Genomic DNA, 14,731 nt, shown 5'->3' with positions numbered 1-14,731 from the left:
AGTGGATGATTTTTTTTATTGGCGGACACCAATAGCGCATCTGCGATTAGCCGAAGTTGCTTATTTGAGGTCGTGTTTTTAACCAATTATTTTGTGCAAGACTATTCAAAAATTTTGTCGAATTGTCGATAAATATTTAAATAGAGCAGATAGAGAGAGGGGAGATTAATTATGATGTGGTTGCGTAACCGGAAATTGTCTTTTAAATTAGGCGTCGCGATTGGTTTGGTGCTTCTCTTAGCTTTTGGAAGCTTGATTGGCGTGAATCTCAAACAAATCTACAGCAGCAGCTTGAGTCAGGGAGAATCGCAGGCGAAAGAGGCTTCGTCAGCCGTATCCAATGACTTTCAGAAACAGGTGGATGAGACCGTTGCGTCCTTATCGACGCTTCGCAGTGTAGTTCTAGAAGCAAGTACTTCCAAGTCATTGACACGCGAGGAAGTAGTCCGAATTTTAAATGCCGAATTGGTTGAGCATAAAAAGATGTTAGCCTTTTATACACTCTGGGAACCTAACGCATTCGATAAGAAAGATGCAGCAAACATCAAAAAACTGCCATATGACGACAGCACGGGCCGCTTCATTCCCTATGTGGTAAGAGTTGATGACAAAATTGATGTCCAGCCTTTATTGGATTATGAGAAAGAAGGCGCAGGAGATTATTATCTGATCGCCAAGAAGACGAAAAAAAATACGTGGATCGAGCCATATCTATATCCCATCAGTGGGAAAGATGTCTTAATCACTTCGTTGATTTTGCCGATTTTGGACAAGCAGGGCAATTTCCTTGGTATCGTAGGAGCAGATATGGCGCTTAGCGATATGCAAAAGCAAATTGAACAACTAAAACCGCTCGGCGGCTACGCGTCGATGGTCTCGGCAGCTGGAAGCTATGTTGCGAATGGAACTTCACCAGAGAAAGTAAGCAAACCTTATAGCGAGAATCCGGAAACAGCAGCCATTTGGGAAGGTGTTCAAAAAGGGGAACGATCGGCTTACATGAAGGGAAGCAACGGAGAGGATCTTCACTTATTTACGCCTATACAACTTGACGGCTCAGATCACGCTTGGTATATGGAATCCGTTATTTCCAAGCAAACGATTTTGCAAGCTTTTAACGAAGGACTGACCCTTTCTCTGATCATTGCGATTTCGGCTTTAATTATTCTGGCTGTCATTATGTTCCTTATTGTTCGGATGTTTGTTCTAAGTCCTATACAAGCAGTAAGCCGACTTTCCGTGAAGCTAGCGGAAGGCGAATTTACCGAGAAGCTGACGGTCAAAGGCAGAGATGAGTTCGGACTGATGTCGGAACAGTTTAATACAATGGTAGACAAGCTGCGTATGATGATTCACACCGTTACTGAGCATGCCATGTCGGTTGGTGCGACGTCTGAACAACTGAATGCCAGTGCAGAACAAACAAGTAGGGCCGCCGAAACGATCGCGATTTCTATTCAGGAGATGGCTAGCGGCTCCGAGACGCAACTAATCGATGCGCAGGAAACGGCACGAGCAATGACGGAAATGGCAATCGGTGTACAGAAAATTGCTGAATCTACCGCGATCGTGACGGACTCCACAGAGGATGTAAGAGTCAAAACAACGGCAGGGAATGACAACATCCAAATGGCGGTTCGCCAAATGGGCTTTTTGAAAGAGAAAGTCGAAGAAACTTCTATCGTAGTTCGCCGCCTAGGTGAGCGTTCGGAAGCGATCGGGAGTATCATTGGTGTTATTTCTGGGATCAGCAAGCAAACGAACTTATTAGCGCTTAATGCAGCTATTGAAGCATCAAGAGCAGGCGAGCATGGCAGAGGCTTCGCCGTCGTAGCCGCGGAAGTTCGCAAACTTGCCGAGCAGTCTAACGCAGCTTCTCATCAAATCGCAGAACTAATCAGTGAAATCAGTGAAGATACGAAGTTAGCCGTGAAAAGCATGGATCAAGGGACAACGGAAGTCACCAAGGGTGTTCAAGTCGTAACCGAAAGCGGCGAGATTTTCGCGTCCATTACAGTGGACATGACACAGGTTCATCAACAAATTCAAGAAGTTTCAGCGGCGTCAGAGCAAATGTCAGCAAGCACAGAGCAGGTCTTGGCAACAGTGGAACAACTGGCAAGCATTGCAAGAAGTTCCACGCACAATGCGCAAAATGTAGCTGCAGCTTCCGAAGAACAATTAGCCACAATGGAAGAAATCAGTGCTTCATCAGAGGCCCTGGGCCATCTTGTACAGGAACTGGTGGATTTACTTGCCCGATTTAAAGTGTAATGATTGAAGGCTGTCTCACAAGGTTATCTTGTGAGCGGCCTTTTTTGCTATGACGCTTTCCGTTTTCGGTCTCATAGGGCATCTAATGAACTGTATGATTCTTATAGACGAGAAAAAGGCTGCTTTGAGGATTTAATGAACTGGATTGGTGCTATCGAGCAAATTTGGGGTGTAAAAGTGATGGTTTGCTTGATATAGCGGTTCTGGCATTCATTAGATTTTCAGAATGAGCGATTTTGGCCGTATAACGGTTATTGAGTTCGTAAGGGGGCTGTGGTTTGTCTCGAGGTACATTGACTTGGCGACCTTGCCGCGCAAGCTGGGGGGCACTATCACAGCCCAAGCCTAATTCCCGGCCTCGACCTCCATAAGGTTGCAGGTCATTTATCCACGCTGTCTGCTCCTGAAATTTTTTTGATTTTTTTTGTGTCAAAACAAGCAGCAGCTACTTATACTGTACTAATTCATAGGCATTCGTCTAGAAGCCAAGATGCAGCACACATGTTTTACAGCTCTCAGGAGGTGCCCCCTATGACATGGATCGAAATCAGTATTGTGGGTTCAGCAGTTGCTTTTGTTCTGTTTATTGCCTTTGCCGTACGTTTGTTGATAGCTGCAACACAAGCGATTCGTCAAGTGCATGATGCTATTATTCAAATAAAACAGCAGGCAGCAGCAACAGCTGAGCAAGCCGAGCAACTTTTTAAACAAACAGGGCAACTTACTGAAGAGGTGCACATGCAGGTGCTGGCACTAGAGCCAACAATCCAATCCATCGGGAAGGCAGGAGCCTCTATAGGGGATGTCGCTTCTGTCCTTCGCAAAGCTTCACAAGTGATGAATGAATCGATTCATGGTGCGGAAAGGGTCGTACATACCCACCACAAACGTATTCAAGATGCCATGGAGTGGGCAACGACGGGTTTCGAGCTGTGGCAAAGATGGCAGGCGCATCGGAATGCCAAATCAGACCATTAAGGAGTGGATGTCACATGTCCAATGAAAAAAAAGGAAAAGATCTCCTCATCGGAGCCGTAGTCGGCGGCTTGCTAGGAGCAGCAACAGCGCTGTTATTTGCACCGAAATCCGGTCGTGAACTTCGAAGCGACATTGCGGGGCAAGCACAAGTCGTGAGCGATAAGACTGTGCATATCGCCAGCACAGTAAGCCAAAAAACGCAAGACGTTGCCAGGAGCGTTAGCTCTACAACAACAGAACTAGTAGGCAAAGCCAAAGACGCAGCTTCCAGTGTCGTAGGAACGGTTCGTTCCTGGAAAGAAACGAAGCATACGGATTTCGTCGATGATATCGAAGCTTCCGAAGCCGCAGAAGATTTGGTTATCGTAGGAAATCGTTAAGCAAAAGCCTCCAGATCCGTTATCACACGGGTTGGAGGCTTTTTGCTTGTGCCTATTTACCATTTCGAAGGGTCGATTTTGCTGATATCCAAACCTTCCCAAACGTTTTTGATAGGAGCTGATTCCGGATGGTCATAAAGCAGCCACGCAGTCGGGAGGTAACGTTCTCCATATTCGCTGGAAGGTTTATTAATAATGGCATTGTTATGCACGAGAACGGTAGATGCGCCACCATCCAAATTAGCCGCAGTGACGGCGCCGTGGGCCAGGAAAATTTGCTGCACATCATACAAGGTTGCCCCGATGCTATGTTTCTGCCTGCCATCAATGATGGCGAATAGAATTGAGCCGTCTTTGGTTTGCGCCATGCTCGTTCGCGGCGCGATGCCCCATCCATCGGCTTGACTTTTGATTTGTCCAACCCCGTTGACGATAAACCGCGGACTGAAGGAAACAGCTTCCTTGACGCCCATCTCAACAAGTTCGGACACTTTATATTTGCCTGCAATCATGCGGCCTTCTTTATCAATGCCGACGACCTGCACCGTTCCGTTCATACCTTTGTCATTGTAAAAGATTTTGCCGCCGGACATGACGATTCCTTCGGGCTGAAACCCATTGCCTTCCCAATTGGGATCGATGAATCCACCGCCATTGACGCCGAGAATTGCGCCGGTTCGTTTGACCATGGAAGATACTTTCTCACCTTTACCGACTTTCTCAGGAACGGCAATCCGCAGTTTTTTGGGATCCGAAATGGTTACAAGCTGGCCTTTGAAATTGGTGCCTGAGATCGGTTCAATCTTGACCAATTCTTTCTTCTCAATAACTGGCGTTTTGACATTGGGACTGGGCTGGATTTGAACAATTCCCTTATCCTTTTCATTGCCCATTTCATCAAATTGTTTCCAGTAGGCTTCCACACGTTTCTGCAATTCCGTGGAGCCAATTAAATATTTGGCCCAATCCCTGTGCTGGGTTGTGATTAACGTGTCCGCCATCATTAATCGGACATTGGAGCCGGAGGAAGTCAGGAAGAACCAACATAAGCCGATGACCGACAAGCTGGTTAATGTTAAAAATGTATATAAGATAAAGCTTGCTCCTGCAGATCTTTTTCTTCGCTTACTCGTTAAGCGTGACTGCACGGAGGCGGTTTGTTGGACAGCCATGTCTAATTTACCAACCCTCTCTACCACAGAAATCAAATGTTAGTTCCCTTGAATAGACGAAAAGAAAGGAGAAAAAGTTCCACTATTGCTTGAACTTATCTCCTATCTTTGCGAATTTTCTTTAGCTGGGAAATTTTAAAGAAGAGAAGCGTGATTCCGTTGCACCGGCATTTCGGTCATATTGATATTCCAAACCTTTGCCCGTATTGCGGGCGACGCTGCGAATGAGCAGATCGTGATATTTCTTCTGGCGAATCGCCGCGATGACGACATATTTGCCTACGCCCAGTGGATCGAAGTATAGCTTGCCTTCACGCTCCACATATTTCTGCACATGATTCAAATTAACGAACAGGTCCGTATCCATTTTCTTGAATCCTTGCTCCTCCAATTGATCGAGGAAATGACTGAAATCGAGTAAGGAATTCACGCTTCGGCTTAATTGACCAAGGCGTGTATGGTAGATCATTTCTTTGATGCTTACTTCGATAAATAAAGTATCCGCCATCTCAACCTGATCTTGTTCGCCAGATTCAGCCTTAAATTCTTGTTCATTTTCAAGATATCCGGCTTTCGACATAAGGTCTGTGTAGGAAATGTTGTAGGCATCCGACAGCTTCTTCAACGTGACCGGTGATGGATTGATTTTCTCATTCGTCGAACGGTTGCGCTCTAATTCAAGGTCTCTGATATAGGCATGCGAAAGCCCGCTTTTGTGGGCTGCTTCTCGCAAGGACATTTTACCGCGCAAACTTTCCAAAAACTTTCCGAATCCTTCTAATTGTTTCATAATGAATCCCTCCATATGTATCATATTGTAATTGAGTTTGCGTGAAATGAAAATGATTAAGGCTCGAAATGGTGCTATTTTCCTCAAATTCCTACTCCGAGGGGCAGCGTGCATATTTAGACGCATCAATTGGTAAATTAGAAGCAACATCTTGGAAAGAGGCTGATGGCATGGCAAGAGATTTACCTATCGGAAATGGCAATGTGCTCATAAATTATGATGCTGCTTATAATATTCGTGACATGTATTACCCTTTAGTAGGTCAAGAGAATCAATCTAGTGATCATCTTTCACATTTTGGCATATGGAGTCCTGAAGGATTCTTCTGGATCGATCAACCTGAGGTGTCCAAAAAGCTGATGTACCTGGAAGATTCATTAGTTACCAACGTGGAATGCGTGCACGAAAGATTAGGTCTAAGTTTCAATATACGAGATGGTGTAGACGTACAGCAAAATATTTTTTTGCGAAAAATGAAAATCGAAAACCGCTTTGACACAGAAAGAGAGATTAAGCTCTACTTCCATCTGGATTTGCAAATCTATGGAAATGGTGTCGGGGATACGATTTATTATGATCCAGAACTGCAATCGCTGCTCTTTTATAAAGGCCACCGCTATTTGTCGCTATCCTGCTATTCACCCGATCAAGAGAAATCAGCGCCAAGCGGTTACGCTACCGGGCAAAAAGGGATTCATGGGTTGCAAGGCACTTGGCGTGATGCGGAAGATGGCCACCTGGGTGGCAATCCAATCGCGCAAGGCTCTGTGGATGGCATTATCGAAATGACGCTGAAAATCCCTGCTAAAAGTACGAAAGAGGCCTGGTTCTGGATCTGTTTTGGCAAAACGAAGCAAGAGGTCGAACGCTTGGAGCGACTGCTTCGGGCGGCGAAGCCCCAAACTTTATTGCAGCGTACACACGATCATTGGGTCAAATGGGTCAATCAAGACCCGCATCAGCTGTCGCTGCTCAAGCCGGATTTGGCCTCCTTTTATAAGCGGTGTTTGTTGATTACAAGAACGAATATCGACAATCGGGGGGCTATCATTGCCGCGAACGATTCTGATATTTTGAAATTTGCCAAAGATACGTATTCGTATATGTGGCCCCGCGATGGCGCTTTGGTGTCGCATGCGCTTGACCGGGCAGGCTATCATGATTTAGCCAGAAAGTTTTTTGACTTCTGCATTAAAGTACTTACACCAGAAGGCTATTTGATGCATAAATACAACCCGGACAGTTCGGTTGGTTCCAGCTGGCATCCATGGGTAGACGGGCAAGGCAAGAAACAGCTGGCGATTCAAGAAGATGAGACGGCACTGGTTCTATATACGCTGTGGCATCATCATAAGCTGGCCGGGACGTTGGAGCAATCCCGCGAGGATTATGAGAAATTCGTGAAGCCGACGGCAGACTTTCTCGTTCATTACCGGGATGCCTCAGGGCTCCCATTGCCTTCCTATGACCTGTGGGAAGAGCGTTATGGGGTTCTGGCATTCACGGTCTCTTCCGTTTATGCAGGGCTGGTTGCAGCAGCGCGCTTCGCCGAGTTTCACCAAGATAAAGCTCGTGCTGTTTATTATGCAGACATCGCTGAATTAGTGAAGAAAGCAGCTGAGCAGCAACTTTTTGCACCCGAACAGAATCGATTCCTAAGAGCCTTATACTGGAGCTATGAGGAAAATAAGTATATACCGGACTATACGATGGATATGAGCATGTATGCCTTATTTGATTTTGGGTTATTTGAATTGGGTGACCCGCGGCTCATAGCTACGATGCGGTTGTTGAAAGAAAAGCTATGGGTACATACCGAGATAGGGGGTATCGCCCGTTATGAGAACGACTATTATCATCAGGTTACGAATGATATTTCGCAAGTTCCCGGAAATCCATGGTTCATCTGTACGCTTTGGTACGCAGAGTGGCTTGTGGCGTCAGCGCAAACGGTTCAAGACCTGGTAGAAGCCGAAGATTTAATGCGCTGGGCAATCAAGCATGCTTTGCCATCTGGCGCTATGGCTGAACAAGTACAACCATACACCGGAGAGCCAATGTCCGTATCGCCGCTGACTTGGTCGCATGCTTCTTATATCAAAGTTGCACAAGAATATTTGTCCAAGCTCAAGCAGTTGACCTCCAATAGCCCTAAGTCAAGCATTGACGCAAGTGAGGATAAAGTGCTGGAACCCGTTATTCACTAGCTGGGAGGAATCAAGGATGAGAGCAATACGAGTCAAAAATCTGCGGCAAGGTAAAGCTTCGATTGACATTGAAACAATGCCGGACCCCGCGTTAGCCCATCCGCAGGAAGTACTTGTCAAGGTGCTGGCCGTAGGGCTGGATGGGACGGATAAAGAAATAATAAAAGAGAATTATGGCGTACCGCCTGAAGGCGAGGATGACTTAACGACTGGACACGAATCGCTTGGCGTTGTGACGGAGGCAGGGGCAGACAGCGGCTTCCGCAAAGGGGATCTGGTGACCGCGATTGTAAGGCGGCCCTGCCGCAACCAGCGCTGTGTGAATTGCCGCAACGGTCACTCGGACTTCTGTCAGACGGGCGAGTATGTGGAACGCGGGATCAAGGGAGCCAACGGCTTCCTCTCCGAGTTCTATAAGGAGGAAGGCCGGTACTTGGTGCAGGTCCCCGTGGACCTGCTGCAGCACGGGATGCTCGTCGAGCCGCAAAGCATCGTCGAGAAAGTATGGGATCAGGTGCTGCGCGTTCAGCAGCGCCTGATCTGGGAGCCGCAGAGAGCACTGGTTCTCGGCTCAGGACCCTTGGGCCTGCTCGCCGCAATCACCTGCCGGCTGCTGGGGCTTGAGGTGTTGGTGTGGTCGATGTCGCCACAGGACAGTCTGCAAGCGCAGCTTGTGAAGGACATCGGCGGCTCGTACCAGCAGGCCGGCGAAGCAGGTAGCGCCGCGACTTTGACGGCTTATGCCGAGAGCATCGGCAAGCCGCTGGATTTCATTCTCGAATGTACGGGCTACAGCCCGCTTGCCTTCGAGGCTATGTCTATCCTGGCGCCCAACGGTGTGTTGGCGCTGCTGGGGGTTACGCCAGCTGATCGGAAGCTGGAGATTTCATCCGACATGCTCAATCAGAGCATGGTGCTGGAGAACAAATGCGTGCTGGGTTCAGTGAACGCGGCGCGCAAAGATTTTGAAACCGCCATCTACCGCTTGCAGCAGATGGAGAAGCAGCACCCCGGCTGGCTGAATCGGTTGGTCACCAACCGCATAAGTCTGGAAGCCGTGCCGCAGCTTGATTTTGCCACCATTGAGATTAAGGCGGTGGTTGATCTGGTTCCTGTGGAACAATGGCGTGGCCTTGTGGAACAAACGAATGAGGTAGCCTATAGTTTCTCGGTATAAGCGAGTGGTTGTACGTGCGGCTAGTGGGCAGAGGAATGCCCGCGGGCCGCTTTTTTTGCGTGATTGCGGAAGAGTTACTGCAGCTGCTTCACGATCCCTCCAAATCGAAAGCGTCATTCGCTGCTAAGCCATTTTGACAGTAACATGTTATGTTAGACTTCTTTTCTATAATTTTCTATAATAAGGGGGAAGGGGAGGACGAATATTGATGTTGAATAAATGGTTAAGAGATAATGGGATGCACATATCGTGGCTCATTGCTTTAATTGCTACTTTGGGAAGTCTGTATTTTTCTGAGATTATGCATTTTTTACCTTGTAAATTATGCTGGTATCAACGCATTCTTATGTATCCTCTTGCGATTATTTTGGGGATTGCTGCAGTGCGCAGAGACTATAAACTAACGATTTATGTTCTGCCTTTGACGATTTGGGGAGCTTGTATCTCCATTTATCACGTCTTGCTGCAATCAGGTGTTTTTCATGAATCAGCTACGGGCTGCGGCCCTGTTCCTTGTGATGTGGATTACTTGAATTGGCTTGGATTTATTACAATTCCGATGCTTGCTGGAACAGCCTTTATCCTGATCAGCATCCTCCAATATTTGACGTATCGCGCCACGAAATAAGACGTATTTTTTCTGAATAGGCAGGTAATTTGTCTGGTGCTGTCGAAATGAGAATGAGCAATTTCATTCCATAACGAGGTGCTCTCATGAAGCCAATTACTAAAAGCGCTGCACTGCTGATCCTTTTTAGTGCCACATTGATCGGCTGTGCAGACAAAAGCCTGCTCCCCACAGCTTCAAGTCCAATTCCAACGGCAACGCCGCAAGCAACGGCAGCAGCAACACCAACACCAACACCAACACCTACAAGTAAACCAACGGCAACACCTGTGCCGACACCTAAAGCTACAATTGCCCCAACGCCAACGCCCGTGTCAACGGCAACACCTGTGCCAACAGCTACTCCAAAATCATCTGTCGTAGGTACGAATCCCAAACCATCTGCAGCCGAGAAGGTTCCTTATTCTTGGTACTACATGAAAAAGAAAACAGGGCAAGTGCCCGATTTTCCGAAAGAAACGAAATCATTTACCGCAGATCAGAAAGCCGTATGGGTGGGCACCGGTAAAAAAGTCTACTTAACGATCGATGCGGGTGGTCCTTTGATCGAGGTTGATCTCATGCTGAAATCACTCAAAGAAAATGGTGTGAAAGCCAACTTCTTTATTTCAGGAAACAATATTAAGAAAAATCCGGATTATTTGAAAAAGATTGTTGCTGATGGTCATTTTGTTGCCAACCATACGATGTCGCACAAAGATTTCAATGAGCTGAGCGATGATCAGATTCGTAAGGAAATTACGGATTTTGAAGCTTTATACAAACAATTGACGGGGAAAGAAGTCGAGAAATATTTCCGCTTCCCTTTTGGAAGTTACAATATGCACAACCTTAGCTTAGTATCCAGTATGGGCTATACGTCTGTCTTCTGGTCTACAGCCATGCGGGATTGGGAACCAAGAGCGAACGGAGCTGAGGATCCCTACAATGACATTATGAACAATTTGCATGACGGCAATGTGATTTTGATGCATCAGGGCTCAGAGGAAAATATGCAGGCGCTGGCTCGCATTTGCAAAGAGATTAAGAAAAAAGGTTACGAATTCGGCCTTGTGAATGAGCTCGAGTCCAAAAAATAGGTGACAGACCAGAAAACCGAGTGCTTCACCTAGGTACCTTTCAGCTTGTACGTTCATATTCTATCCATGTGGTTCCGTAATTCATTAAGCGGCAAAGGAAGCGGATAGGTGTGCAGCAAGCGATAGCCGTACTGGACTCCGGAGTCGGAGGATTAACTGTTGTAAAAGAAGTCATGAGACAGCTGCCGCAAGAAAAAGTCATTTATTTCGGAGATACAGCACGAAGTCCTTATGGTCCTCGCTCTGCCGGAGAAGTGCGCAAATTCACACGACAAATCGTTGACTATTTAGTACAATTTAATCCTAAAATGATTGTTATCGCTTGCAATACGGCGACTGCAGTTGCCATAGACGATATCCGTGAGCGCGTATTAATTCCTGTGCTTGGTGTCATTTCGCCAGGCGCCAGAGCGGCCATCAAGCATACTAAAAGCGGAATTATCGGGGTTATTGGTACGGATGGAACGATTCGAAGCAAAGCCTATGAACAGGCGTTAAGACTTATTTCTCCGCAAATTCAGGTCTATAGCCAGCCGTGCCCGTTATTAGCGCCTTTCGTTGAGCAAGGAATGTTCGATCCTACACGCTCGCTAGAGGTGGTTGAACAATCACTTAGACCGTTGGCAGGAAAGCCTATGGATTGTTTAATTCTTGGCTGTACGCATTATCCATTTCTGACGGAAGCGATCTCAAGTGTCATGGGGCCGGACGTCACGTTGATTTCTTCCGCAGACGAGACTGCAAGAGAAATCAGTACAATCCTTTACCATCAGAACTTGCTGGCTTCGTCTGGATTCCTCCCGATTCATCAATTTTTCTGCAGCGGCGAGCCTGAACGTTTCAAGAAAATTGCCGAAGGCTGGCTCAAAGAGCAGATCTCCATAACGCCAGTCGTATGGCAGGTGCCGACGATTATTTAATTGAACGAGCGAAATAGACCCGATTGGGTCTATTTTGCTTTGTTGGTGATGCCTCATGATTCTAAGGTTGACGGCATATTCATATCCTACGAAGTAGATAACTGAGCTGTGAGGTGGTCGTGTGTTAGGATACGGATATGCAACACTTTGGGAGGAATTGAATCGACTTGGCAAGATATATCCTTTTCTGCATTTTGAAATGATCGGTCAAAGTGTCATGGGGAAACCTATACCTGCCCTGCGAATCGGTGAGGGTGCGAGAGAACTGCATATGAATGCAGCGTTTCATGCAAATGAGTGGATTACGACACCGCTGCTGATGCAGTTTGTGGAGGATCTGGCTTGCGCTTATGCCAGAGGTACGGCATGGCAGGGCAGCAATATTAGACGGCTTCTTGCCGAGTATTCCTTATGGATAGTCCCGATGGTGAACCCCGATGGCGTGGATCTCGTTCTGCAAGGTGTAGCGGAAGAACATCCGTACCGTGAGATATTGCTGGAGTGGAACGGCGGATGCATGGATTTCAGCAATTGGAAAGCGAATATCCGCGGGGTAGATTTGAATGACCAGTTCCCGGCACATTGGGAAGAGGAGGCTGCCCGCAGAGGTGAATTGGGACCGGGGGAGCGGGATTACGGCGGGGAAGCCCCACTGACTGAGCCGGAGGCTGCGGCGATGGCCCAATTTACGGAGAATCACGCTTTCGAACTCGTCTTGGCCTTACATACGCAAGGTAGAGAAATATATTGGAATTATCGCGGCTATGAACCCCCAGAGTCTGAATCTTATGCGGAGCGATTGTCGCTCGCAAGCAACTATAAAGCTGTTAAGCTGTCAGAAAGTGACGCAGGCTACAAGGACTGGTATATCCAACAGTTTCGCAAGCCCGGTTTCACGATTGAAGTCGGCTATGGGGAGAATCCCCTGCCAATAGAAACATTTTCTTCCCTCTATTTTGAAATAGTGCCGATTCTATTAACTGCTTTGGATTTGCAAGCTGTCAGTCGTTAGACAAGTAGCTTGAACTTGACCTTGCCCCCCAAGAACCGTTCCGACCAAGCTTCATATACTGAAGGGAGGAAATTGTTGGGAGGCGTGAATATGGCACCACCTAAAGGGAAGGGCAAGGTATCCAAGAAGAAGGAACTGTCATCCAGAGTGCAGTACACGATGAGAATGGTAGAATCGTCCACTTGCGCCGTTTGCAAGACACCTTGCACAAGGGGACTTCGTTATTTATCTTTAATGTCTCAGCCGGGGGCTATGGGTAAAGGGGTTCCGTGTATTTTGACAAGACGCAAATTAAACTAATGAAAAAGTCCATGCTTCCCAAAAGGAGCCATGGACTTTTCGCTTATTGCGGGTTATGTTCGCGCGTGATGGAGCACTTATTTTCAATAAAGCGGATTTGATTTTCCAGTCGGTTGCGATGCTCATCACGCTCGTTGCCAGAACCGGCAGATTGACTCTGGAATTGTTCAAGTTCTTGTTTGAGCTGATGCAGGTCAGAACCAGCATTGGCGCAATCGTAATTACTTTCTAGCTGATCTAGCATGGGTTGACCTCCTCATTGTGTGCTTATTTATGACCTTTTCCGCTTTTCTGATCCTGTGTGCGTGTTGTAGTGTTTTTGCTGCCTTGTCCTTGCTGTTTATGACCTTCAGACATTGTATTTCACCTCTTGATGTACGTTTTGGGAGTGCGAGATTATTATGAGCATTCGAAGGAATTTGATACGATAAAAAAATAAAAGCCCTGCCAGACGATAGACATCGTCAGTCAGGGCGATAAGCCGAATAGATCTATACAATTAATGGTTGGGAGTGAGCAGCTTGTCTTCCAATGTTTGTTTTAGCTTCTTGATGGCATCTGTTTCTAGCTTGTGGTTCTGACTAAATTTGGCTCCAGTTAAAGCAAGCGCTTCCTTAACAGTCATCTCTACGCGAATAACTTCTTCACCTTGCGAGATTTGAATGGATTTTTGGCCCATTTTCATCACTCCTATGTCAACTTTTTGAAGTGAAAACCTTGATTTGTCGCACTTTTAATATAACACACCATGTTAGGTTAAACAAGGGTTATTAAGACCTATTTTAAAAAGAAAATAATGTCGCACGATGGTTACTGGCCTACCTTTTCGGCCGCATCCACGGTGTGCTTGAGCAGCATGGCTATGGTTACCGGACCTACGCCGCCTGGAACAGGTGTAATCGCACTCGACTTCGTGAGACAAGCCTCATAATCGACATCGCCGATATTCCCTGCATTGTATCCGGCATCAATCACAATGGCGCCTTCTTTGATCCAAGATCCTTGAACAAAGGCTGGTTTGCCTACTGCAGCAACGAGAATATCTGCTAATCCAACGATATGATCGAGACCGACTGTCCTGGAATGACAGATGGTGACCGTTGCGTTTCGGTTCAAAAGCATTAGGGAAACAGGCTTGCCAAGAATTGGGCTGCGGCCAATAACGACGGCATGCTTGCCTTCGATAGGGATTTGATAATCTTCCAATATGGCTAGGATCGCCGCAGGGGTACAGGAAGGAAAGCTGGCTTCGCCAAAAGCATTTTGCGCAAAGCCCAGCATCGTAACGCCATCCACATCTTTATGAATACTAATGGCTTCAAAGGCGGCTCTTTCGTCAATTTGAGGCGGAACCGGATGCTGCAAGAGAATGCCATGAACGTAGGAATCTTGGTTCATTTCATGGATGACAGCAATAAGTTCTTCCGTTGTCGTCGTTTGCGCGAGATGAATGCGTCTGGATTGAATCCCCAAACGACGGCAGGCATTGCCTTTCATGCGCACATAGGTTTCCGAAGACGGATCATCACCAACCAGGATGGTAACCAGACAGGGCTGGATGCCTTTTGCCGCTAATTGGCTGACTCTAATGGCTAAATCTTGTTGGATCTGACGGGCAACGCGGGTACCGTCCAATAACAATTTGTCAGAATTCATCTTGCCACAACCCTTCGAATGGATGATAAAAACACAAAGAGGCAAGGGGATAACTCCCCTTACCTCTGCCCAGGCGTACGGCATATGCATCAATGTGCTTCCCCATGGATATCCATGTTCCGCCAGTTACACATTAACTTTCAATTATATTTATCATA

At 46.9% G+C, this 14,731-nt stretch carries 15 protein-coding genes and 1 riboswitch; of the genes, 10 read left to right on the top strand and 5 right to left on the bottom strand.

Going from position 1 to position 14,731, the window contains the following annotated elements:
- Window positions 1–171 precede the first annotated feature (171 nt).
- The 3 genes from LOZ80_RS21300 to LOZ80_RS21290 all read left to right on the top strand — a co-directional run bounded on the left by LOZ80_RS21300 (window position 172) and on the right by LOZ80_RS21290 (window position 3,632).
- Window positions 172–2,274 (top strand): methyl-accepting chemotaxis protein, encoded by a 2,103-nt coding sequence (locus LOZ80_RS21300; RefSeq protein ID WP_238166592.1) that lies wholly within the window; start codon window positions 172–174, stop codon window positions 2,272–2,274.
- Between the two features lie 531 nt (window positions 2,275–2,805).
- On the top strand, window positions 2,806–3,252 hold the full coding sequence (locus LOZ80_RS21295; protein ID WP_238166591.1) for a DUF948 domain-containing protein: 447 nt from the start codon (window positions 2,806–2,808) through the stop codon (window positions 3,250–3,252).
- 14 nt (window positions 3,253–3,266) lie between these two features.
- Window positions 3,267–3,632 carry a YtxH domain-containing protein gene (locus LOZ80_RS21290; protein ID WP_238166590.1) on the top strand — a complete coding sequence of 122 codons (366 nt, stop codon included), beginning with the start codon at window positions 3,267–3,269 and terminating at the stop codon, window positions 3,630–3,632.
- A 56-nt stretch (window positions 3,633–3,688) separates the two neighbouring features.
- On the opposite strand, the gene LOZ80_RS21285 is transcribed toward LOZ80_RS21290, so the two are convergent.
- On the bottom strand, window positions 3,689–4,804 hold the full coding sequence (locus LOZ80_RS21285) for a phosphodiester glycosidase family protein (protein WP_238166589.1): 1,116 nt from the start codon (window positions 4,802–4,804) through the stop codon (window positions 3,689–3,691).
- A 121-nt stretch (window positions 4,805–4,925) separates the two neighbouring features.
- On the bottom strand, window positions 4,926–5,594 hold the full coding sequence (locus tag LOZ80_RS21280; protein WP_238166588.1) for a helix-turn-helix domain-containing protein: 669 nt from the start codon (window positions 5,592–5,594) through the stop codon (window positions 4,926–4,928).
- 170 nt (window positions 5,595–5,764) lie between these two features.
- On the opposite strand from LOZ80_RS21280, the gene LOZ80_RS21275 reads away from it, so the two are divergent.
- The 7 genes from LOZ80_RS21275 (at window position 5,765) to LOZ80_RS21245 (ending at window position 12,917) form a co-directional block, all read left to right on the top strand.
- Window positions 5,765–7,801 carry a glycoside hydrolase family 15 protein gene (locus LOZ80_RS21275; RefSeq protein ID WP_238166587.1) on the top strand — a complete coding sequence of 679 codons (2,037 nt, stop codon included), beginning with the start codon at window positions 5,765–5,767 and terminating at the stop codon, window positions 7,799–7,801.
- Window positions 7,802–7,817: 16 nt separating this feature from the next.
- Window positions 7,818–8,978, top strand: a complete 1,161-nt coding sequence (locus LOZ80_RS21270) for a glucose 1-dehydrogenase (RefSeq protein WP_238166586.1) — start codon at window positions 7,818–7,820, stop codon at window positions 8,976–8,978.
- A 208-nt stretch (window positions 8,979–9,186) separates the two neighbouring features.
- On the top strand, window positions 9,187–9,606 hold the full coding sequence (locus LOZ80_RS21265) for a disulfide oxidoreductase (RefSeq protein WP_238166585.1): 420 nt from the start codon (window positions 9,187–9,189) through the stop codon (window positions 9,604–9,606).
- A gap of 86 nt (window positions 9,607–9,692) precedes the next feature.
- The gene (locus LOZ80_RS21260) at window positions 9,693–10,685 is read left to right on the top strand and encodes a polysaccharide deacetylase family protein (RefSeq protein ID WP_238166584.1); all 993 of its coding nucleotides are present in this window, start codon (window positions 9,693–9,695) and stop codon (window positions 10,683–10,685) included.
- 110 nt (window positions 10,686–10,795) lie between these two features.
- Entirely contained in the window at window positions 10,796–11,605 is an 810-nt protein-coding gene (gene racE / locus LOZ80_RS21255; RefSeq protein WP_238166583.1) for a glutamate racemase, read from the top strand.
- Window positions 11,606–11,726: 121 nt separating this feature from the next.
- Window positions 11,727–12,617, top strand: coding sequence for a M14 family metallopeptidase (locus LOZ80_RS21250; protein ID WP_238166582.1), 891 nt, complete (start codon window positions 11,727–11,729; stop codon window positions 12,615–12,617).
- A 90-nt stretch (window positions 12,618–12,707) separates the two neighbouring features.
- On the top strand, window positions 12,708–12,917 hold the full coding sequence (locus LOZ80_RS21245) for a hypothetical protein (RefSeq protein WP_238166581.1): 210 nt from the start codon (window positions 12,708–12,710) through the stop codon (window positions 12,915–12,917).
- Between the two features lie 43 nt (window positions 12,918–12,960).
- Here the strand turns inward: LOZ80_RS21245 and LOZ80_RS21240 are convergent, their stop codons facing one another.
- The 3 genes from LOZ80_RS21240 to LOZ80_RS21230 form a co-directional block, all read right to left on the bottom strand.
- Window positions 12,961–13,161, bottom strand: a complete 201-nt coding sequence (locus LOZ80_RS21240; RefSeq protein ID WP_238166580.1) for a DUF2524 domain-containing protein — start codon at window positions 13,159–13,161, stop codon at window positions 12,961–12,963.
- 255 nt (window positions 13,162–13,416) lie between these two features.
- Window positions 13,417–13,596, bottom strand: coding sequence for a hypothetical protein (locus tag LOZ80_RS21235; RefSeq protein ID WP_189009465.1), 180 nt, complete (start codon window positions 13,594–13,596; stop codon window positions 13,417–13,419).
- A 131-nt stretch (window positions 13,597–13,727) separates the two neighbouring features.
- The gene (locus LOZ80_RS21230) at window positions 13,728–14,573 is read right to left on the bottom strand and encodes a bifunctional 5,10-methylenetetrahydrofolate dehydrogenase/5,10-methenyltetrahydrofolate cyclohydrolase (protein WP_238166579.1); all 846 of its coding nucleotides are present in this window, start codon (window positions 14,571–14,573) and stop codon (window positions 13,728–13,730) included.
- Between the two features lie 60 nt (window positions 14,574–14,633).
- Window positions 14,634–14,713: riboswitch (ZMP/ZTP riboswitch) on the bottom strand.
- Window positions 14,714–14,731: the final 18 nt, after the last annotated feature.

Source organism: Paenibacillus sp. HWE-109, from assembly GCF_022163125.1.
Lineage (GTDB): Bacteria > Bacillota > Bacilli > Paenibacillales > NBRC-103111 > Paenibacillus_E.
Note: the sequence above shows the minus strand (reverse complement) of the source record. Positions and strands in the feature narration are given on the sequence as shown.